Annotated in this window: 17 protein-coding genes; 11 read left to right on the forward strand and 6 right to left on the reverse strand. The window is 73.2% G+C overall.

Features of this window, described 5'->3' with window-relative positions; translation table 11 throughout:
- The first annotated feature begins 184 nt into the window (after positions 1 to 184).
- From IEX22_RS07855 to IEX22_RS07865, 3 genes are read left to right on the forward strand one after another with little or no spacing between them, the layout of a single operon-like run.
- Complete coding sequence (locus IEX22_RS07855) at positions 185 to 475, forward strand: hypothetical protein (RefSeq protein WP_188667787.1); 291 nt, start codon at positions 185 to 187, stop codon at positions 473 to 475.
- A complete protein-coding gene (locus IEX22_RS07860; protein WP_188667788.1) occupies positions 472 to 2,799 on the forward strand; it encodes a helicase-associated domain-containing protein in 2,328 nt (775 codons plus the stop codon). The genes IEX22_RS07855 and IEX22_RS07860 overlap by 4 nt, the downstream gene beginning before the upstream one ends.
- 49 nt (positions 2,800 to 2,848) lie before the next feature.
- Entirely contained in the window at positions 2,849 to 4,495 is a 1,647-nt protein-coding gene (locus IEX22_RS07865; protein ID WP_188667789.1) for a DNA repair helicase XPB, read from the forward strand.
- A 31-nt stretch (positions 4,496 to 4,526) separates the two neighbouring features.
- Here IEX22_RS07865 and IEX22_RS07870 read toward each other — a convergent pair whose 3' ends face one another.
- Positions 4,527 to 5,144 (reverse strand): TetR-type transcription factor C-terminal domain-containing protein, encoded by a 618-nt coding sequence (locus IEX22_RS07870; RefSeq protein ID WP_188667790.1) that lies wholly within the window; start codon positions 5,142 to 5,144, stop codon positions 4,527 to 4,529.
- A gap of 115 nt (positions 5,145 to 5,259) precedes the next feature.
- Between IEX22_RS07870 and IEX22_RS07875 the strand changes: the two genes are divergently transcribed.
- The 7 genes from IEX22_RS07875 to IEX22_RS07905 all read left to right on the forward strand — a co-directional run bounded on the left by IEX22_RS07875 (position 5,260) and on the right by IEX22_RS07905 (position 13,327).
- Positions 5,260 to 6,174 carry an SDR family NAD(P)-dependent oxidoreductase gene (locus IEX22_RS07875; RefSeq protein ID WP_188667791.1) on the forward strand — a complete coding sequence of 305 codons (915 nt, stop codon included), beginning with the start codon at positions 5,260 to 5,262 and terminating at the stop codon, positions 6,172 to 6,174.
- Positions 6,171 to 7,367 (forward strand): acetyl-CoA C-acyltransferase, encoded by a 1,197-nt coding sequence (locus tag IEX22_RS07880; protein ID WP_188667792.1) that lies wholly within the window; start codon positions 6,171 to 6,173, stop codon positions 7,365 to 7,367. Before IEX22_RS07875 ends, IEX22_RS07880 begins: the two co-directional genes overlap by 4 nt.
- Positions 7,368 to 7,424: 57 nt before the next feature.
- Positions 7,425 to 8,801: an MFS transporter gene (locus tag IEX22_RS07885; protein ID WP_229659861.1), complete on the forward strand. Its 1,377-nt coding sequence runs from the start codon at positions 7,425 to 7,427 to the stop codon at positions 8,799 to 8,801.
- Complete coding sequence (locus IEX22_RS07890; RefSeq protein WP_229659862.1) at positions 8,798 to 10,429, forward strand: long-chain-fatty-acid--CoA ligase; 1,632 nt, start codon at positions 8,798 to 8,800, stop codon at positions 10,427 to 10,429. Before IEX22_RS07885 ends, IEX22_RS07890 begins: the two co-directional genes overlap by 4 nt.
- Positions 10,430 to 10,520: 91 nt before the next feature.
- Complete coding sequence (locus tag IEX22_RS07895) at positions 10,521 to 11,231, forward strand: response regulator transcription factor (protein ID WP_188667793.1); 711 nt, start codon at positions 10,521 to 10,523, stop codon at positions 11,229 to 11,231.
- A gap of 12 nt (positions 11,232 to 11,243) precedes the next feature.
- Positions 11,244 to 12,818: a sensor histidine kinase gene (locus tag IEX22_RS07900; RefSeq protein ID WP_188667794.1), complete on the forward strand. Its 1,575-nt coding sequence runs from the start codon at positions 11,244 to 11,246 to the stop codon at positions 12,816 to 12,818.
- A 215-nt stretch (positions 12,819 to 13,033) separates the two neighbouring features.
- Complete coding sequence (locus IEX22_RS07905; RefSeq protein ID WP_188667795.1) at positions 13,034 to 13,327, forward strand: WXG100 family type VII secretion target; 294 nt, start codon at positions 13,034 to 13,036, stop codon at positions 13,325 to 13,327.
- Between the two features lie 117 nt (positions 13,328 to 13,444).
- On the opposite strand, the gene IEX22_RS07910 is transcribed toward IEX22_RS07905, so the two are convergent.
- From IEX22_RS07910 to IEX22_RS07930, 5 genes are all read right to left on the reverse strand, one after another.
- A complete protein-coding gene (locus IEX22_RS07910; protein WP_188667796.1) occupies positions 13,445 to 14,452 on the reverse strand; it encodes a ribonuclease HI family protein in 1,008 nt (335 codons plus the stop codon).
- Positions 14,453 to 14,616: 164 nt separating this feature from the next.
- Positions 14,617 to 15,501, reverse strand: a complete 885-nt coding sequence (locus tag IEX22_RS07915) for a DUF4031 domain-containing protein (RefSeq protein ID WP_188667797.1) — start codon at positions 15,499 to 15,501, stop codon at positions 14,617 to 14,619.
- Between the two features lie 698 nt (positions 15,502 to 16,199).
- Positions 16,200 to 17,828 (reverse strand): chaperonin GroEL, encoded by a 1,629-nt coding sequence (gene groL / locus IEX22_RS07920; protein ID WP_188667798.1) that lies wholly within the window; start codon positions 17,826 to 17,828, stop codon positions 16,200 to 16,202.
- 278 nt (positions 17,829 to 18,106) lie between these two features.
- Entirely contained in the window at positions 18,107 to 18,751 is a 645-nt protein-coding gene (locus tag IEX22_RS07925) for a GNAT family N-acetyltransferase (RefSeq protein ID WP_188667799.1), read from the reverse strand.
- Between the two features lie 30 nt (positions 18,752 to 18,781).
- Entirely contained in the window at positions 18,782 to 19,090 is a 309-nt protein-coding gene (locus IEX22_RS07930) for a DUF3263 domain-containing protein (protein ID WP_188667800.1), read from the reverse strand.
- A gap of 138 nt (positions 19,091 to 19,228) precedes the next feature.
- Between IEX22_RS07930 and IEX22_RS07935 the strand changes: the two genes are divergently transcribed.
- The gene (locus IEX22_RS07935) at positions 19,229 to 19,903 is read left to right on the forward strand and encodes a uracil-DNA glycosylase (protein WP_188667801.1); all 675 of its coding nucleotides are present in this window, start codon (positions 19,229 to 19,231) and stop codon (positions 19,901 to 19,903) included.
- Positions 19,904 to 19,906: the final 3 nt, after the last annotated feature.

A 19,906-nucleotide genomic window follows, 5' to 3' on the forward strand; every position in this document is an offset into this window, starting at 1 on the left:
GCCGCGCGCCCCGACCCGGGCGGCCGCGAGGCGGCGGGTCCGCGAACCGGTCATGGTCCGCGGCCGGCCGGGGATGCGTCCCCGAGCCGGCCCGCCGGCGGACGGCCCGCCGGAAAGTCTGTTCCCCCTAGGTTAGCCGCTGCCGCCGACAGCGCCGCAGCCGTCCGCTGGTAGCGTTACGGGCATGTCCTCGCGTACCCCGGCGCGCGGGACGACGCCGACCCCGACCGCCACGGCGGCACCGCCCCGACGAGCCCGCCACGGCCTGGCGATCGCCGCGGCCGTCATCGCGCTCGTCTCCGTCGCGGCCCTGCTCGCCGTTCTGCTCACCACCATGGTCGGCGCCCGCCCGTGGGCCGGCCTGGTGGGGATCGCGATGATCGGCATGCCGCTCGCCTTCCTGGCCGCCGTGGGCCTCGTGATCGACGCGATCCGCGGCCGTCGCAGCACCGCCGGGAGGCGCGGCCGCCCGTGAGCGAGGTCACCGACCTCGCCGCCGACCTCGCGGCGTCCTCCGACCCGGACCTGATCCGGCTGCTCGAGGCCAGGCCCGATCTGCTGGCCGGCGCGTCGGACATCGCGGCCCTGGCCGCACGCGCCCTGTCCCGGCTCTCGCTGCAGCGCGCCCTCGAGACGCTCGACCGGCCGCACCTGGGCGTACTCGAGGCCACCGTCGTGCTCGCGGAGCTGGGCGACGGCGCCCCCGTCACCAGCGAGACCCTCGCCGCGGCACTGCCCGGCGTGCCCACCGCCGTCCTCACCGCCCTGATCGCCGACCTCTCCGCCCTCCGCCTGCTGAGCACCACCGGTGCCGGCTCCGCCGCGGTCCGCCCCGCGAGCGCCCTCACCGACGCCCTCGGCCTGCACCCGGCGGGCCTCGGCCGCAGCCTCGCTCGCCTCGTCGCCGGCTCCCCCGCGGCCACCGCCATCCGGCAGCGGGTCCCGGCCGCCCGCGTCGCCGGCGGCCCCACCGCCGTCGCCGACCTGCGTGCCCTGCTCGCCACCGCCCCCGCCGGCACCGCCGAGCTGCTCGACCGCTTCCGGTCCACCCCGGTGGCCGAACTGCGGAACGCCACCCGACCGCCCGGGCCGGCCGACACCGACCCGAGCGACCCGGTCGCCTGGCTGCTGCATCACGGGATCCTCGTGCCGATCGGCGGGGACCACGTCGAGCTGCCCCGGGAGGCCGGACTGGCGGCGCGCCACGGTGCGGTCCATCCGCGGCTGCCCCTGGACCCTCCGTCCGCCGACGGTGCCCGGGTGCCGGACGCCGTGCGCGACAACGCCGCCCTCGCCGCGATCGGCGAGTGCCTGCGTCTGCTCACCGTCCTGCACGAGGAGACCGACCGACGGCCCCTGGCCACGCTGCGTGCCGGCGGTGTCGGGGTGCGCGAGCTGCGGCGGGTCGCGCGGACACTCGGTGTCGACGAGGCCGCGGCCGGCGTGCTGATCGAGCTCGCCGCCGTCATCGGCCTGCTCGTGCCGGACGAGAGCCACCCCGAGCACCGCGCCGTGACCGCCCCGGCCTGGCTGGACGCGCCCCGGGCCGAGCAGTGGACCCTGCTGGCCGCGGCCTGGCGCGCGTCGCGCCGGGTGCCCGCCCTCGCCGGCACCACCCGCCCGGACGGCGCCACCGTCGCCCCGCTGTCCGCCGAGGCGGGTCGACCGGACGCGGCCGCGGCGCGTGAGCGGCTGCTGACCACCCTGGCCGACCTCGCCACGGAGCGGCCCGGGGCGGCACTCACCGACGACGTCCTCCGGGAGCGCGTGGCGTGGCGGTGGCCGCGGTCCTCCGCCCGCCTGCTGCCCCTGGTGCCTGCCGTCCTGACCGAGGCGCGGATGCTGGGTCTGACGGGCGCGTCCGCGTTGACCGGCGCCGGGGAACGGATTGCCGTCGGTGACGACGCCGGGGCGACCGCCCGGCTCGGGGCCGTCCTGCCGCCACCGGTCGAGACGGTCCTGCTCCAGGCGGACCTGACCGCCGTCGCGCCGGGACCGTTGAGCCGGGAGGCCGCGCGGACGCTGGCGAGCATGGCGGACCGCGAAGGCCGCGGCCCCGCCGAGCAGTACCGGTTCTCCGCCGCGTCGGTGCAACGGGCGCTCGACGGCGGGCAGGACGCGCCCGCACTCCTGGCTCGCCTGCGCCGGCTCAGCCCCGGCCCGTTGCCCCAGCCGCTGGTGTACCTCGTCGAGGACACGGCGGCCCGCAGCGGTCGGGTTCGGATCGGTGCCGCGGCCGGCTACGTCAGCGTGACCGACCCCGCGGAGCTGGACGCGCTGCTCGCCCTCGCCGACGGGCCCGGCACGGACCGGCTCAGGCTGCGCCGCCTGGCGCCCACCGTGGCGGTGTCCGCCCTCGCCCCCGAATCGCTGCGCGCCGAACTCGCGCGGGCCGGCGTCCACTCCACCCGGGAGGGCACACTCCCGCCCGAGGATGCGGGTACGGGTCCCGCCGGCGATCCCGCGCCCGGTCCCGAGGCGGAACCGGACTCCGAGCCGGAACCGGCGTCCGCGGCGGCCGAGTTCGTCGCGGCGCTGCGTCGTCGTGCCGCGGACCCGCCCCGGCCGGGCCGGCCCGATCCGGAGACGGCGACGCTGCTCGACCTGCACCTGATCCGTGCCGCCACCCGCGACGGGCAGGCGCTGACCGTCGTCACCGTGGACGCGACCGGGAATCAACGCCGCGACGTCCTCGTTCCCCTCTCGGTCACCGGGGGTCGACTGCGCGCCTTCGACCCGCACCGCGACGCCGAACGGGTGATCAGCCTGCCCCGCATCGTCGAGGTGCTGCCGGCATGACCGTCCCCGGCCCGACCGCCGACCCGTCGTCCACCCCGAGGTACCGCCCGTGAGCACCGGCCCCCTGATCGTCCAGAGCGACAAGACCATCCTGCTGGAGGTCGACCACGAGCTGGCCGACGAGGCGCGGCACGCCATCGCCCCCTTCGCCGAGCTGGAGCGGGCGCCCGAGCACATGCACACCTACCGGCTCACCCCGATCGGCCTGTGGAACGCCCGGTCGGCGGGCCTGGACGCCGAGCAGGTCCTCGACACCCTGCTGCGCTACTCCCGGTTCCCCGTCCCGCACGCCCTGCTCGTGGACATCGAGGACACGATGTCGCGCTACGGCCGCGTGGTGCTGGAGCAGGACGAGCTGCACGGACTCGTGCTGCGCGGCGACGACTACCCGGTGCTCGAGGAGATCCTGCACGCCCCGAAGATCGAGCCCCTGCTCGGTCCGCGGATCGACGGGGAGACGGTCGTCGTCCACTCCTCGCAGCGCGGCGCCCTGAAGCAGGCGCTGCTGCGGCTGGGTTGGCCGGCCGAGGACCGGGCCGGCTACGTCGACGGCACCCCCCACCTCATCGGTCTGGACGAGACGGACTGGTCCCTGCGGCCCTACCAGCAGCAGGCGATCGAGAACTTCTGGGCGGGCGGGTCCGGCGTCGTCGTCCTGCCCTGCGGCGCCGGCAAGACCCTCGTCGGCGCCGGCGCGATGGCCGTCGGGTGCACCACCACCCTGATCCTCGTCACCAACACCGTCGCGGCCCGGCAGTGGAAGGACGAGCTGCTGCGCCGCACCACCCTGACCGAGGCCGAGATCGGCGAGTACTCGGGGGCCGTCAAGGAGGTCCGCCCCGTCACCATCGCCACCTACCAGGTGCTCACCACGAAGCGAGGCGGCCTGTACCCGCACCTGGAACTGGTGAACGAGAACGACTGGGGCCTGATCATCTACGACGAGGTGCACCTGCTGCCCGCGCCGATCTTCAAGCTGACCGCCGACCTGCAGGCCCGCCGCCGGCTGGGCCTGACGGCCACGCTGGTGCGGGAGGACGGGCGCGAGGGCGAGGTGTTCTCCCTGATCGGGCCCAAGCGGTACGACGCCCCCTGGAAGGACATCGAGGCGCAGGGCTACATCGCGCCGGCCGTGTGCGTCGAGGTCCGCGTCGACCTGCCCCGCGACGAGCGGATGGCCTACGCGATGGCCGACGACGCCGACAAGTACCGCCTCGGCGCCACCAGCGAGACGAAGCTGAGCGTGATCGAGGCGATCGCCCGGCACCACGCCGGGGAGCAGACCCTCGTCATCGGCCAGTACCTCGACCAGCTGGACGAGCTCGGCGACCGGCTGGACGCACCGGTGATCAAGGGCACGACGTCGGTGGCCGTCCGGCAGCGCCTGTTCGACGAGTTCCGCTCCGGGCAGCGACGCACGCTCGTCGTCTCCAAGGTGGCCAACTTCTCCCTCGACCTGCCCGAGGCCACCGTCGCCATCCAGGTGTCCGGCGCGTTCGGCTCCCGGCAGGAGGAGGCGCAGCGGCTCGGCCGCCTGCTCCGCCCCAAGGCCGACGGCCGGGCGGCGCACTTCTACACCGTCGTCGCCCGCGACACCGTCGACCAGGAGTACGCCGCCCGCCGGCAGCGCTTCCTGGCCGAGCAGGGCTACTCGTACGAGATCGTCGACGCCGGGGACGTGCCCACCGACCGGTAGGTGCGGGCGGCCCGCCGGTGCGCCGCGCCGCTCAGGCGGTGATACCGCCGATGATCAGGTCGACGACGTCGCCGGCCATCGCCCGGAGGCTGTCCTCCGACTGCTGCCGTTGCCGGAACCACAGGTCGACGGCGTTCAGGCTGCTCAGCAACACGCGTGCCGCCAGCGCGGCGTCCACAGGGCGGAGGGAGCCGTCGGCGATGCCCTCGGCGATGACGCGACGGAACATGAGCTCGTACTCCTCGCGGCTCCGGTTGAGCCCCACCAGGGCGTCCCGCTGGCCGACCGTCAGTGATTCCGAGGACTGATCCCGCACCCCCTGGTGCACCACGCTGTGGTACGGGAAGTTCTCCATCAGATTCATCACGTGGGCCGTCGCCATCGGACGCAGGCGCTCCAGCCCGGAACCGGGCGCGTCCGCCAGGGGATCCACCGCTTCGCGCACCATGGCCACGCCGCGGTCGTAGACCGCCAGGAACACGTCGAACTTCGAGCGGAAGTGGTAGTACACGAGGCCCTTGGTCCCGCCCACCGCGAGCGCGATGTCGTCGATCGTGGTCTGGGCGAAGCCGCGCCGGGTGAACGCCGCCGCCGCCGCGTCGAGCAGCCGGACCCGGATGTCCGGGTCGGTGCCGGCGGTCCTGATCACATGCCCTCCATCGACGAGTCCTCACATCATGGCACCCCCCACCCCGCCGTCTTGACACCGCTGTGACATGGCTTACAGTGATACTCGGTAGTATGTCGACGACGGGAGCTCTTCCATGACCATCACCCTCGACGGACAGGTGGCCCTCGTCACCGGTGCCGGCACCGGGCTCGGACGCGCGCACGCGCTGGCCCTCGCCGAGCGCGGCGCCCGCGTCGTCGTCAACGACATCGACGCCGGGCCGGCCGCCGGATCCCCGGGCGCCGGCGTCGTCGCCGAGATCGAGGCGGCCGGCGGGCAGGCCGTCCTGGAGCGGTGCGACGTCGCCGACGCCGATGCGGTCGAGTCGATGGTGGCCCGCACCGTCGAGGCGTGGGGCCGCGTCGACATCCTGATCAACAACGCCGGCATCCTCCGGGACAAGTCCTTCGCCAAGTCCGACCTCGCCGACTTCCGGCAGGTCGTCGACGTCCACCTGATGGGGTCGGTGCACTGCTCCCGGGCGGTGTGGCCCCACATGGTCGAGCGGGGCTACGGCCGGATCCTGATGACCACGTCCGCCTCCGGCATCTACGGCAACTTCGGCCAGGCCAACTACGGGGCGGCGAAGGCCGCGGTCGTGGGCCTGATGAACGTCCTGGCCATCGAGGGCCGGACCCGGGGGATCCGGGTCAACGCGCTGGCCCCGACCGCCGCCACGCGGATGACCGAGGATCTGCTCGAACCCGACGAGCTCGCCCGCCTCGCCCCGGAGACGGTCTCCCCCGGCGCGGTCTTCCTCGTCTCCCCGGACGCGCCCACCAAGACGATCCTCGCCGCCGGTGCCGGCGTCTTCGCCGTCGCCCGGATGGAGGAGTCGCGCGGCCTCCACCTGCCGGCCGACCGCCGCACCCCCGAGGACATCGCCGCGCAGTGGGAGCGGATCAGCGACATGACGGAGTCCGTGGTCACCGGCAGCGCGTTCGAACAGACCCGGCGCTACCTCGACCTCGTCCAGCGGGACGCCGAGCCGACGGCGGCACGGTCGTGAGGGAGGCGGCGATCGTCGCCACCGCACGGACCCCGATCGGACGGGCGTACCGGGGCGCCCTGGCGGACGTGTCCGGGCCGGCCCTGGCCGCGCACGCGATCACGGCGGCCGTCGACCGGGCGGGCGTGGAGCCGGGCGAGATCGAGGACGTCGTGCTCGGGTGCGCCATGCCCGAGGGCAGCACCGGGTTCAACGTGGCCCGGCAGTCGGCCCTCCGCGCCGGCCTGCCGTCCTCCGTCCCCGGCATGACCATGGATCGGCAGTGCGCGTCCGGGCTGATGGCCATCGCCACCGCCGCCCACCAGATCGTCGGCGGCGGCATGACCACCGCCGTCGCGGGCGGCGTCGAATCGATCTCCCTCGTGCAGAACGAGCACCGGAACCGGTACCGCGCCGAGGATGCCTGGCTGCGGGAGCGCCGCCCCTCGCTCTACCTCTCCATGCTCGAGACGGCGGAGATCGTCGCCGAGCGCTACGGGGTCGGCCGGGACCAGCAGGACGAGTTCGCGCTGCTCTCCCAGCGACGCACGGCGCGGGCTCAGGAGGCCGGGCTGTTCGACGACGAGATCGTGCCCCTGCCCGTGACGCCGCTCGACGCCGAGGCAGCGCCGGACGAGAACGGCCGCCGCGGCGTGCTCGGGCGCGACGAGGGCAATCGCCCCGCGACCACGCTCGACGGCCTGGGCGCCCTGCGACCGGTGCTGCCGGACGGACGGGCGTCCCGCACGTCCACGGTGACCGCGGGCAACGCCTCCCAGCTCTCCGACGGCGCGTCGGCGTCCGTGCTGATGGAGGCCGGGGCCGCGCGCGACCGCGGCCTGGACGTCCTCGGGATCTACCGCGGGACGGCGGTGACCGGCTGCGAGCCGGACGAGATGGGCATCGGCCCCGTCGCGGCCGTCCCCCGGCTGCTCGACCGGCACGGCCTGACCGTGGCGGACATCGACCTGTGGGAGCTGAACGAGGCCTTCGCCTCCCAGGCGGTGTACTGCCGCGACCGGCTGGGCATCGACCCGGACCGGCTCAACGTCAACGGCGGTGCCATCGCGATCGGCCATCCGTACGGAATGAGCGGCGCCCGGCTGGTCGGCCACGCCCTCCTGGAGGGCCGCCGCCGGGGCGCCCGGTACGCCGTCGTCACCATGTGCGTGGGCGGCGGCATGGGCGCTGCCGGCCTCCTCGAGATCACCTGAGCCGCACCGCGCGGCCCGATCCCCCGAATCCACCCCTCGAGCAAGGATGAGTGCACCATGACCGCACCGCTGCCCACCGACACCCTCCACGCGCGGGCCACCCGCACGGCGATGATGAAGCTGCTGCCGCTGATCTGCGTCGTCTACTTCATGTCCTACATCGACCGCACCAACGTCTCCCTCGCCAAGACGCAGCTCGCGGCCGACGTCGGGATCAGCGCCGCCGCCTTCGGGCTGGGCGCCGGCATCTTCTTCATCAGCTACGCCTTCCTCGAGGTGCCGAGCAATCTCGTCATGTACCGCGTCGGCGCCCGGGCGTGGATCACCCGGATCGCGCTGACCTGGGGCGCGCTCTCCGCCCTGATGATGTTCGTGCAGGGCGAGGTCTCGTTCTACGTGCTGCGGTTCCTGCTCGGGGCGGCCGAGGCGGGCCTGTTCCCGGCCCTGGCCTACATGGTCACCGTCTGGTTCGCGCAGGAGCACCGCGCCCGCGTGATGGGACTGATCTACCTCGCGCCCACCGTCGCCCTGATCATCGGCGGCCCCCTGGGCGGTGCCCTGATGGAGCTGGACACCCTGTACGGCCTGCGCGGCTGGCAGTGGATGTTCCTCATCGAGGGGCTGGTCACCATGGTCGTCGGCGTCATCGTCTGGTTCCTCCTGCCGTCCACACCGCACCGGGCGCGCTGGCTGACCACCGAGGAGGCCGACGTCCTGACGGAGCGCGCCGGACGTCCCGACCGGCACGACGCCCACATCCGCGGCAACCTCCGGCGCACCTTCGGCCGCCCCTTCATCCTCGTCATCGCCGTCATCTACTTCCTGAACCAGGTGAGCAGCCTCGGCCTGGTCTTCAACGTGCCGTCCATCATCGAGCGGATGGACGTCAGCAGCCCGTTCCTGATCGGCCTGATCTCCGGCAGCGTCGGCATCGGCGCGACGGTGGGCGTGCTCGTGCTGCCCCGACTCGTCCGCGGCGCCCGGTACGAGGCCACGTGGGTGGGGCTGTCCGCACTGGGCACCCTGGTCACGTCCGTCGGGTACCTGATGATCGACGCCCCGGTGGCGCGGGTGGTGCTGATCGCCGTGGGTGCGCTCTTCATCTTCGGCACGCTGCCCCTGTTCTGGTCGATCGCCATGGCGCGCATGTCCGGCGTCGTCGCCGCCGCCGGTCTGGCGTTCATCAACACGATCGGCCTGATCGGCGGGTTCGTCGGCCCCTACCTGTTCGGTCTGGCGGAGCAGACGACGGGCGACCCGGCGTCGGGCTTCGTCATCGTGATCGCCGTCTCGGCCATCTCCGTGGTGCTGAGCGTGGTGCTCGTCGCCGCGCTGCGGCGGGAGGATCGCGCGCCGGTCGGCGGGGCGGCGCCGGAGCAGGAGCAGCCGGACGCCCCGCGCGAACCGATCGACGTGCGGCGCGGGGAGGCGTGAGCACCGTGCTCGGACTGATGCAGGACCACCCGCTGAGCATGCCCCTGCTGGTGGATCGCCTGGAGCAGCGCTTCGCCCGCAAGACCGTCGTCACGTCGACCGTCGAGGGGCGCACCGTCGCCACGTTCGCCGAGGTGGCCGAGCGGGTGCGCAGACTCGCCGGGGCGCTCGACGCCCTCGCCGTGCCCGCCTCGGCGCCGGTGGCCACCCTGGGCTGGAACAGCCAGCGGCACCTGGAGCTCTATCTCGCGGTGCCGAGCGCCGGGCGGGTGCTGCACACGATCAACCAGCGGCTGGCTCCCGCGGACATCGAGTACATCGTCAACGACGCCGCGGACGACGTGATCGTCGTCGATCGTTCCCTGCTGGACGCGCTCTGGCCGCTGGTGGACCGTCTGCCGACCGTGCGGCACATCGTGGTGATGGACGACGGCGCCGGCCCCGCGCTGCCGCGGGACCCCCGCGTCGTCGACTACGAGGCGCTGATCGCGAGCGCCGCCCCCGCCGCGACGCTGAGCGTGCCGGACGAGCGGAGCGCGGCGGCGCTCTGCTACACGTCGGGCACCACGGGTCGGCCGAAGGGCGTGCTCTACGACCACCGCTCGATCGTCCTGCACGCGCTCTCGTTCCTGTTCGCGGACACGTTCGGGCTCGGCGAGGCCGACGTCGTGATGCCCATCGTGCCCATGTTCCACGCCAACGCCTGGGGACTGCCCTACGCCGCCATCCTCGCCGGCGCCTCGCTCGTGCTGCCGGGCCGCGCCGCGACGCCCGGGCGCCTCGCCGATCTGGTCGAGCACGAGCGGGTCACCGTCTCGGGCGCCGTCACCACGGTGTGGCTGAGTATGTTGCCGCACCTGCGCGGTCGCGACCTCGCCGCCCTGCGCCGACTCGCCAACGGGGGCGGTCACCTGCCGCTCGAGCTGGCGCGGCAGTATCTGGACGAGTTGGGGGTGCCCCTGGTCGGGACGTGGGGCATGACGGAGGCCAGTCCCCTGGTCACCTCGGCCCGGACACCGGCACGGACGGACGTGCGGCCCGCCGGGGGAACCCCGCCCGAGCGGCTGGCGGCCCTGTGCGCGGCCGGGTATCCCAGCCCCCTGGTCGGCGTCCGGCTGGCACGGGCCGACGGCACCCTGGCCCCCCACGACGGCGTCGCGTCCGGGGAGCTGCAGATCAACGGCCCCACGGTCGCCGCGGGGTACGTGGGCGTCGACGCCACGGACACCATCACCGCCGACGGGTGGCTGCGCACCGGCGACGTCGGCGTCATCGACCCGGACGGCTGCGTCCACGTGGTGGACCGGTTGAAGGACCTGATCAAGTCCGGAGGCGAGTGGATCGGGTCGGCCGAACTGGAGAACGCCGTCCTCACGCACCCCGGCGTCGAGGAGGCGGCCGTCGTCGCGCGACCCGACGAGACCTGGGGTGAACGTCCGGTCGCCTATGTGGTGGAGCGCCCGGGAGCCGGCCTCACGGGGGCCGCGATCCGCTCCCACCTCGAGGGCCGCGTCGCGCGCTGGTGGATTCCGGAGGACGTCCTGATCGTGACGGACATTCCGCGCACGCCCACCGGCAAGATCGCGAAGCGACAGCTGCGGGAGGCGGGCGTGACGCCACCGCGGTGACCCGGGGACCTCGACGACGCCACGGTCATCCTCAGCGCTCTTCCTCCGCGCGTTCAGACGATTCCCAGCGAAAGTGGAGAGAATCGTGCCCGTGAAGAGCTCCCAGCCCGAAGCCAAGCTGCTCGTCGTCGACGACGAGCCGAACATCCGTGAGCTGCTGTCCACGTCCCTGCGGTTCGCCGGTTTCGACGTCGTCGCCGCCGGCAACGGCCGGGACGCGCTGACCGCCGCAGAGACCCACAACCCGGACCTCGTCGTGCTCGACGTCATGCTGCCGGACATGGACGGGTTCACCGTCACCCGGAAGCTGCGGGCCTCCGGCCGGCACTGCCCGGTCCTGTTCCTGACCGCCCGGGACGACACCGAGGACAAGGTCACCGGTCTGACCGTCGGCGGCGACGACTACGTCACCAAGCCGTTCAGCCTCGACGAGGTCGTCGCCCGCATCCGCGCGGTGCTGCGCCGCACCCAGCCGCTGCTGGACGACGAGGCGGTCATCCGCGTCGACGACCTGGAGCTGGACGACGACGCCCACGAGGTGCGACGCGGTGGCGAGGTGATCGAGCTCTCCCCCACCGAGTTCAAGCTGCTGCGCTACCTGATGCTCAACCCGAACCGGGTGCTCTCCAAGGCGCAGATCCTCGACCACGTGTGGGAGTACGACTTCAACGGGGACGCCTCGATCGTCGAGTCCTACATCTCCTACCTGCGCCGGAAGATCGACCGCCACCCCGACGTGCCCGCCCTGATCCAGACCAAGCGGGGCGTCGGCTACCTGTTGCGCACCGCCGACCGCCGGTAGGGTGGCCACTCGGTGCTGAACCGGTGGAAGAACGCGTCGCTGCGCGGGCAGCTGGTCGCGATGACGTCCGTGCTGATCGTCGTCGTGACCGCTCTGCTCGGCACGCTGACGGTCACCACCCTGAAGAACGTGCTCGTGCAGCGGACGGACTCCGATCTGCTCAACTACGTCCAGCCCATGTCGGTGTACCTGTACCAGGTGAAGCAGGGCACCGCGGAGCCGTCGTTCAACCAACTGGTCTTCAGCCGGTTCTACGGGCTGCAGATGGACGCGGACGGCGACCCCGTGACCCGCACGTCGCGGACCTCGGCCACGGCGGACGTGCCGCAGATCCCGCGCCTGTCGATCGACGAGGTGCGCCGCACCGGTGACGGGTTCAACGTGGCCGGCTCCACGCCGGGCAGTCCGGGCTGGCGGGTCGTCGTGCGCGCGCTGCAGACCGGCGACGGCTCGGTCGCGATCGCCACGCCGCTGAACGAGGTCGACGAGGTGGTGGAGTCCGCCGCGTGGCCGATCCTGCTGCTCGGCGTCGCCCTCGTCACGCTCTCCTCCGCCGTCGCGTACCTGGCGGTGACCCGGGCGTTCCGGCCGCTGGTGAAGGTGGAACGGACGGCCGCGGCGATCGCCGCCGGGGACCTGTCCCGCCGCCTCGAACCGGCCAGTCCCCAGACCGAGATGGGCCGGCTGAGCCGGTCCCTGAACGCGATGCTCGCCCACATCGAGACGGCCTTCGCGGCGCAGAAGGCGTCCGAGGCCACGATGCGCCGGTTCGTCTCCGACGCCTCGCACGAGCTGCGCACCCCGTTGGTCACCATCCGCGGGTTCTCCGAGTTCTACCGGCACGGGGGGCTGCGCACGGGCGAGGAAGTCGGCACCGCGATGGGTCGGATCGAGAGCGAGGCGACCCGGATGAGCGAGCTGGTCGAGGACCTGCTCGTCCTGGCCCGCATCGACGACGCGCGACCGGCCCGGCAACGCCCGCTCGACCTGTTGCTGCTGGGCAACGACGCGGCCGTCGACGCGCGGGTCAACGCCCCCGGCCGCCGGGTCACGGTGATCGGGCTGGACGGCGGCACCCCGCGCAACGCCCCGGTACTCGGCGACGAGAGCCGGCTGCGGCAGGTGGTCGGCAACCTGATGACCAACGCCCTGCGATACACGCCCGAGGGCTCCCCCATCGACATCGCGGTCGGCACGGCCGAGACGGTCGGGGGGGTGTGGGACTCGGTGATCGAGATCCGCGATCACGGGCCGGGCATCTCCGACGCCGACGCCGCCCGCGTGTTCGAGCGGTTCTTCCGGGCCGACACCTCCCGCGCCCGGGAGACCGGCGGCAGCGGCCTGGGCCTGGCGATCGTCGCCGCCATCGTCGCGCAGCACGACGGGTCGGTGCGCCTCTCCGAGACCGACGGAGGCGGCGCCACCTTCAGCGTCCGGTTGCCGTTCTCCGCGCACGACGTCGCGGACGAGGACACCTCCCCGGCCGACCATGACGGCGGGCGCGACGCCGCGACCGGGAGCACCGCGGTCACGCCGCCCTCGGCCACCGGCCGGCTCCGGCGGGCCCTGCGCCGCGGCTCCCGCTGACGGGTTCGTCGGTCCCGCGCTCGACGCCTCGGGTGTCGCCCACCGAGTTCGCCGGTTCCCCGGCCTCGCGGGGGGCGCCGCCGTTTCTCCCTCCCCAGGGACCGCCCACGGCTCGGTCCTCCACAGTGCCGCCCCGACGAGGTCCCGCGCAGGTGGATCGCTCCTACGCTCGGGGCATCGGTTCAGCGGTACGGACGGGAGAGGACGGGATCACCATGGCAGTGTTCACGGTCGACAGTGCGGCCCTGCAGGCCAACAGCACGGCGGTACGAGGAACGGTCGAACGCATCCGGGCGGAGGTCGCCGCCATGCATGCGGGGCTCCAGGCCCTCGAGGGCACCTGGACGGGACAGGCCGCCACCCTGTTCCAGTCCGTGGTGGCGGACTGGCGCACCACGGAGGCGACGGTGGAGGCGTCGCTGGAATCCATCACGGCCGCGCTGGACGCCGCGGCCGCCGGCTACGAGGAGGCGGAGGCCCGCAACGCGGCGCTGTTCCACGGCCGGTGACGGGACAGGCTCACCGGGGGCGGCCGCGTTCGGTGGCAGCACGGCGCTGCGCCCGGCGGAACCACACCCGTCGCCCACGATTCGGCTTCCCGGTCGGCCGAGGGCGCGGCGGGGTCCTCAGGACGTCGGGGTGCCCTGGTGGAACCGCAGCCGCCACTGCTGGCCGTCCCGGACCCACCACGAGCTGCGCACCGCTGACTCCCCGTCCCGGGTGCTCCGCCACACCAACAGGATCGTCGTGGGATCGATCCGCTCGAGCTGCAGCTGCTCGAACTGCACGGCGCCGCTGTCCGCGTTGCTGACCAGGTCGATCGTCGAGTCCCGGTCCCAGATCCGGCCGGATGCCCCGACCTCGGTGAAGTCCGGGTGCAGCAGGGCCGCGAGCCGGGCGACGTCGGCGCGGACCCGCGGGTCGAGCAGCTCCTGCTCGTACTGGACGACCAGTTCCTCGTCCTCCAGCTGCGCGATGTCGGTGTCGTCGGCGAGGACGGAGAACAGGTCCGCCTCCAGGTCGTCGGCCGCCCCGGTGAACCTGCTCTCCGGCTCGGGACGCGGCGTCGTGCCGGGGGCAGCGGCGGGCGCGGTCGTCGTCGCGGCGGCCGGAACGGTGCCGGCGGTGGCAACGTCGGCGGCACCGGCCGGCACCGCTCCGGCGGCCACGGGCGTGCGGAAGCCGGGCCCGGTGTCGGCGGGCAGGGAGCGCGAGTAGGCGGTGGCAGCAGCGCGGGCACGCTCGTCGGCCGCCTCGTTGAGGTCGTGCCCGGCGTGGCCCTTCACCCAGTCGAAGGCGACGTCGCGTCCGGCGATGGCGGTGTCGATGCGCTTGAGCAGGTCGACGTTGAGCACCGGCTTGCCGTCGGCCTTCCGCCAGCCCTTGCGCTTCCAGCCCGGCATCCACTTGGTCACGCAGTTGATCACGTACTGCGAGTCGCACAGGATCTGCAGTCGCTCGGACACGTGCGCGGTCGACTCGAGCAGGTCCAGCACCGCCATCAGCTCGCCCATGTTGTTCGTCCCGTGCGGCCAGCCGCCCGCGGCCCAGCAGTCCTCGTCCACGAACCAGGCCCAGCCCGCGGGCCCGGGATTGCCGAGGGCAGAGCCGTCGGCGGCAGCGATGATCGTCATGGTCTCCATCCTGACAGAGCGCACCGACACCGGGGCTCCGGGGCGCCGTGGCACGGCGCCGTCGCTCAACGGCTCTGGGATGCCGCCGGGTCCTCCGGCAGGGTCGCCAGCTGCCGGGGGCCGGCGTCGCGGGCACCTCGGGTCGCATCCGGGCGCGCTCGGCCTCAGCGCTCCCCTTCCCCCGCGAGGTTCCTGCGCGCCGCCTTCTCCCACCGCTGCCTCCCGCTCCGGGTGCGGAACAGCGGGTCGAGGGCGAGCAGCTGCTCCACCACGGCGCGGCGGCCGGTGGCGAACGCCTCGTCGGACAGGTGCCCGTACTCGGCGCGCACGTCGGCCAGATAGCGCGCGTACCCTGCGGGGTCGCGACCGAGCACGGCCAGGTCGGCGTCGCACAGCACGCGCCCCCCGACGTCCTCATCGTCCGGGGCATGCCCGGCGGTCAGCCGCACCAGGCGCCCCACCTCGGTCGCCTCGTCGCGCTCCAGTCCCGCTGCCGTCAGGGTGCGCTCCGCGAGCGCGGCCGACTGCTCCTCGTCGTCCCCGGCCGCGCCCCGGTAGACGGCGTCGTGGAACCAGGCAGCCAGCCACACCGCACGGGGCCGCGGGCCGAAGTCCTCGCCCCCGTACTCGAGCGCCCCGAGCGCGTTCAGACAACCGAGCAGGTGGCGAGCGTCGTGGTAGCGCCGGTGCGGCTCGCCCCACCGCTCGAGCACCTGCTCCCCGAGCCGTTGCTGCCCGGGCAGCAGCACGTTCCAGCGGTGCCGCAGGACGAGGGCCACCCGGCGGGGGCGATCGACGGCCCGGATCCGCAGCCCACTCGCGATCAGCCGACGCGTCAATTCACTGCCCTCGACAGCAACCGCCCCGAGCGCGACGGCGCGGTCGTGCAGCCGAGAGGGCACGTCGTAGTGGTCGCCGTCGAACGCTCGTTCGCTCAATCCCAGCCGGCGGGCCATCGCGTGCAACTCGGCGAGGTCGGCGTCGGAGACGAGGTGCGAGAACTCGGTGCCGTGCGCCGGCCAGCGAGGCGGATCGATCAACACCGTCATCCCGCCGAGTCTAGACGCGGAGCACCGCGGGACGGCGGTGGTGTCCGGCACCAGGTCCCGAAGATCGGCGGGCCCGGTCGGGACCGCCGTGTGGCCCATAGCCGGCACCGCACCAGAGCCCGAACAACGGGCGCCCCGATCGGGCCAGGGTGCAGCCCGCCGCGGCCACCGCACCAGAGCCCGAACAACGGCACCCCGATCGGGATCGAGCACCAGAGCCCGAACAACGGGCGCCCCGATCGGGCCAGGGTGCGGCCCGCAACGGCCACCGCACCAGAGCCCGGACAACGGGCGCCCCGATCGGGCCAGGGTGCGGCCCCCAGCGGCCACCGCACCAGAGCCCGAACAACGGGCGCCCCGATCGGGCTCTGGTGCGGCCCGCGGCGGCCACCGCACCAGAGCCCGAAACAACGGCACCCCGATCGGGATCGAGCACCAGAGCCCGAACAACGGGCGCCCCGATCGGGCTGGAGTGCGGGCCCCCAGGGCCCACCGCACCAGAGCCCGAACAACGGCGCCCTGATCGGGCTGGAGAGTGCGCGACACCAGGGCCGGATCCCTCCCGCAGGCCGCGCTGGCGCGTGAACGGGACGGTCCCGGTCCTTGCCGCCGGCCGCCCGGCGCCGGACACGACGGAACCCCCGGACCGTGCGGTCCGGGGGTTCCGTTCAGGTGCTGCGAGAGGCAGGCGAGTCGGCTCAGAAGCCGCCCATGCCACCCATCTCGTCGCCACCCGGCATGGCCGGAGCGGCCTTCTCCGGCTTGTCGGCGACGACGGCCTCCGTGGTGAGGAACAGGCCCGCGATGGACGCGGCGTTCTGCAGCGCGGAGCGGGTGACCTTGACCGGATCGTTGACGCCGGCGGCCAGCAGGTCCTCGTACTCGCCGGTCGCGGCGTTCAGGCCGTGACCGGAGGGCAGGGTGGCGACCTTGGCGGCCACGACACCCGGCTCCTCGCCCGCGTTGAAGGCGATCTGCTTCAGCGGGGCGGAGATGGCGACCTTGACGATGTTGGCGCCGGTCGCCTCGTCCCCCTCGAGGGTGAGGTTGGCGAACGCCTTCTCGCCGGCCTGGATGAGGGCCACGCCGCCACCGGCGACGATGCCCTCCTCGACGGCCGCCTTCGCGTTGCGCACGGCGTCCTCGATGCGGTGCTTGCGCTCCTTCAGCTCCACCTCGGTGGCGGCACCGGCCTTGATCACCGCGACACCGCCGGCGAGCTTCGCCAGGCGCTCCTGCAGCTTCTCGCGGTCGTAGTCGGAGTCGGAGTTCTCGATCTCGGCGCGGATCTGCTTGACCCGACCGGCGATCGCCTCGGCGTCACCGGCACCCTCGACAATCGTGGTCTCGTCCTTCGTGACGACGACCTTGCGAGCGCGGCCCAGCAGGTCGACGGTCGCGTTCTCGAGCTTCAGACCGACCTCCTCGGCGATGACCTGGCCACCGGTGAGAGTGGCGATGTCGGCCAGCTGCGCCTTGCGCCGGTCGCCGAAGCCCGGGGCCTTGACGGCCACGGACTTGAAGGTGCCACGGATCTTGTTGACCACGAGGGTGGCCAGGGCCTCGCCCTCGACGTCCTCGGCGATGATCAGCAGCGGCTTGCCGGACTGCATGACCTTCTCCAGCAGGGACACGAGGTCCTTCACGTTGGCGATCTTCGAGTTGACGATGAGGATGTAGGGGTCCTCGAGGACGGCCTCCTGGCGGTCCGCGTCGGTGACGAAGTAGCCGGAGATGTAGCCCTTGTCGAAGCGCATGCCCTCGGTGAGCTCGAGCTCGAGGCCGAAGGTGTTCGACTCCTCGACGGTGATGACGCCCTCCTTGCCCACCTTGTCGAGGGCCTCGGAGATCAGCTCACCGATCTGGGTGTCGCCCGCGGAGATGGACGCGGTGGCCGCGATCTGCTCCTTGGTCTCGACCTCCTTGGCGGTGGCCAGCAGCTCGGCGGTGACCGCGTCGACGGCCTTCTCGATGCCGCGCTTCAGGGACAGCGGGTCCGCACCGGCCGCGACGTTGCGCAGGCCTTCCTTGACCAGCGCCTGGGCGAGCACGGTGGCCGTGGTGGTGCCGTCACCGGCGACGTCGTCGGTCTTCTTGGCGACCTCCTTGACGAGCTCCGCGCCGATCTTCTCGTAGGGATCCTCGAGCTCGATCTCCTTGGCGATGGACACACCGTCGTTGGTGATCGTGGGGGCACCCCACTTCTTCTCCAGCACGACGTTGCGACCGCGCGGGCCGAGGGTGACCTTGACCGCGTCGGCGAGGGTGTTCAGGCCCCGCTCGAGGCCGCGGCGGGCTTCTTCGTCAAAACTGATGATCTTTGCCATCTGGCTGTCGTCCCTCCCGGACAGTGGTGACTGTCGAGTCGTTAGCTGAACGTGGCCGCCTCGATGCCCGCGACGGACGATCGACGCGGATCCCACCATGGAAGTGCGACCCGCCCGATCTCACCGCGGCAGCCGGTGCCCGACCCACCGACCACGCGGCCCGGCGAACCGGGAGCTGGCAGTCGAGGTGATCGAGTGCTAACACCATCATTAGCACTCGGCATGGGTGAGTGCAAGCGACGCGGACCCCACGGACGCCGGTTTCGCGGAGGGCGGGATCAGCCCCGCCGGGCGGCCTCCCACTCCTCGCGCAGCACCCCGAACACCACCGCGTCGTACAGCTCGCCGTCCACCAACCGCGCCTTCCGGAAGCGGGCCTCCTCGCGGTAGCCGAGCTTCGGTCCGATCCGGCACATGCCGACGTTCCCGCTCCAGGTGGCGTAGTCGAGCCGGCCGACGTCGGTGGTGGCGAACAGGTAGTCGGTCCACCGGCTCATCGCCTCGGTGCCGTAGCCGCCGCCCCAGTGGTCGGGCGGGTAGACCCCGATGCCCAGCCGGATCCACGGCAGGGCGTACGTCCCGGTGCCCGGGGGCACGTCGGCGGGGCGGTTGCCCTTCTCCTCGTAGTACCAGGACACCTGCCCGAGGAAGCCCCCGGACGCGGCGTCGACGATCGGCAGGGACAGCCGCGGGGTGGGCCAGGTGCCGGCGTCCACCTGCTCGTGCAGGGAACGGCAGTAGCCCTCCGCACCCTCGGCGGTCCAGCGCTCGAAGTAGGGGGCGTCGGTGCGCTGCCAGTCGTGGACGCCGCCGTCGGCGGGCGGGCGGATCCAGGTCAGCAGGGCGTCGACGTCGGCGTGGGTCCAGTCGCGCAGGACCACCTTGGTGCCCCGCAGGTCCACGGGATCAGGCAGGTCGCTCATCGGCTCGACGACGTAGAGGCCGCTCGACGTTCAGGCCGAGCCGCCGAGGCGGCGCTCGGTGCGCGCACGCTGGCGGGTGGCCCGCTGCCGGCGCAGCCGCTTGACCAGCATGGGGTCGTGCGCGAGGGCGGCCTCGGTGTCGATGAGGGCGTTGAGGATCTGGTAGTAGTGCGTCGCGGAGAGGTCGAACGTCTCGCGGATGACCTGTTCCTTCGCCCCGGCGTACTTCCACCACTGGCGCTCGAGGGTCAGCATCGCGGCGTCGCGCTCGGACAGCGCCGAGGTGGTGCTCTCGCTCCCCGGCTCGTGGCTGCGCAGCGCGCGGTCGTCGGCGGTCATCGCACCCCTCCCCTGCCGGGCATGACGGCGCCCGGACTCACCCGACCAGCGTACCGGCGAATCACACCGATGTCATTCGCCCGGACCGCGGGCGGCGGACCGCGCGGAGGGGCGGCGCGAGACCGGCACAATGGGGCCATGCCCCAACCGCTCACCGACCTCGTCGCACCGGACTGGGCCGAGGCCCTCGCTCCCGTCGAACCCGCCATCCACGCCATGGGCGACTTCCTCCGCGCTGAGCTGACGGCCGGCCGTGGTTATCTGCCGGCCGGGGACCGCGTGCTGCGGGCCTTCGAGCAACCCCTCGCGGACGTCCGCGTGCTCATCGTCGGCCAGGATCCCTATCCGACGCCGGGGCACGCGGTCGGGTTGTCCTTCGCGGTGGAGCGCGACGTGCGGCCGCTCCCCCGCAGCCTGACCAACATCTACCGGGAACTGCAGAACGACCTGGGCCAGGCGCCCGCCGAGCACGGCGACCTGAGCGCCTGGAACCGGCAGGGCATCATGCTGCTCAACCGGGTCCTCACCGTGCGTCCGGGCGCCGCCGGTTCCCACCGCGGCAAGGGCTGGGAGGCGGTCACCGAGGCGGCGATCCGCGCGCTGGTCGCCCGTGACAGTGCGCTCGTGGCGATCCTCTGGGGTCGGGACGCCCAGAACCTCGCGCCACTGCTCGGCGACACGCCGCGCGTCGAGTCCGCGCATCCGAGCCCGCTCTCGGCCTCGCGCGGCTTCTTCGGCTCCCGCCCGTTCTCCCGCAGCAACGCCATGCTGCGCGAGCTCGGTGCCGCGGAGGTCGACTGGTCGCTGAGCTGAGGG

It is taken from the genome of Tersicoccus solisilvae, assembly GCF_014643255.1.
Lineage (GTDB): Bacteria > Actinomycetota > Actinomycetes > Actinomycetales > Micrococcaceae > Tersicoccus > Tersicoccus solisilvae.

Excerpts from the sequence above, each read along its gene's own strand:
- IEX22_RS07855 (WP_188667787.1), top strand. The coding sequence starts at position 185 with ATGTCCTCGCGTACCCCGGCGCGCGGGACGACGCCGACCCCGACCGCC.
- IEX22_RS07875 (WP_188667791.1), top strand. The coding sequence starts at position 5,260 with ATGACCATCACCCTCGACGGACAGGTGGCCCTCGTCACCGGTGCCGGC.
- IEX22_RS07885 (WP_229659861.1), top strand. The coding sequence starts at position 7,425 with ATGACCGCACCGCTGCCCACCGACACCCTCCACGCGCGGGCCACCCGC.
- IEX22_RS07905 (WP_188667795.1), top strand. The coding sequence starts at position 13,034 with ATGGCAGTGTTCACGGTCGACAGTGCGGCCCTGCAGGCCAACAGCACG.
- IEX22_RS07910 (WP_188667796.1), bottom strand. The coding sequence starts at position 14,452 with ATGACGATCATCGCTGCCGCCGACGGCTCTGCCCTCGGCAATCCCGGG.
- IEX22_RS07915 (WP_188667797.1), bottom strand. The coding sequence starts at position 15,501 with ATGACGGTGTTGATCGATCCGCCTCGCTGGCCGGCGCACGGCACCGAG.
- groL (WP_188667798.1), bottom strand. The coding sequence starts at position 17,828 with ATGGCAAAGATCATCAGTTTTGACGAAGAAGCCCGCCGCGGCCTCGAG.
- IEX22_RS07925 (WP_188667799.1), bottom strand. The coding sequence starts at position 18,751 with ATGAGCGACCTGCCTGATCCCGTGGACCTGCGGGGCACCAAGGTGGTC.
- IEX22_RS07930 (WP_188667800.1), bottom strand. The coding sequence starts at position 19,090 with ATGACCGCCGACGACCGCGCGCTGCGCAGCCACGAGCCGGGGAGCGAG.
- IEX22_RS07935 (WP_188667801.1), top strand. The coding sequence starts at position 19,229 with ATGCCCCAACCGCTCACCGACCTCGTCGCACCGGACTGGGCCGAGGCC.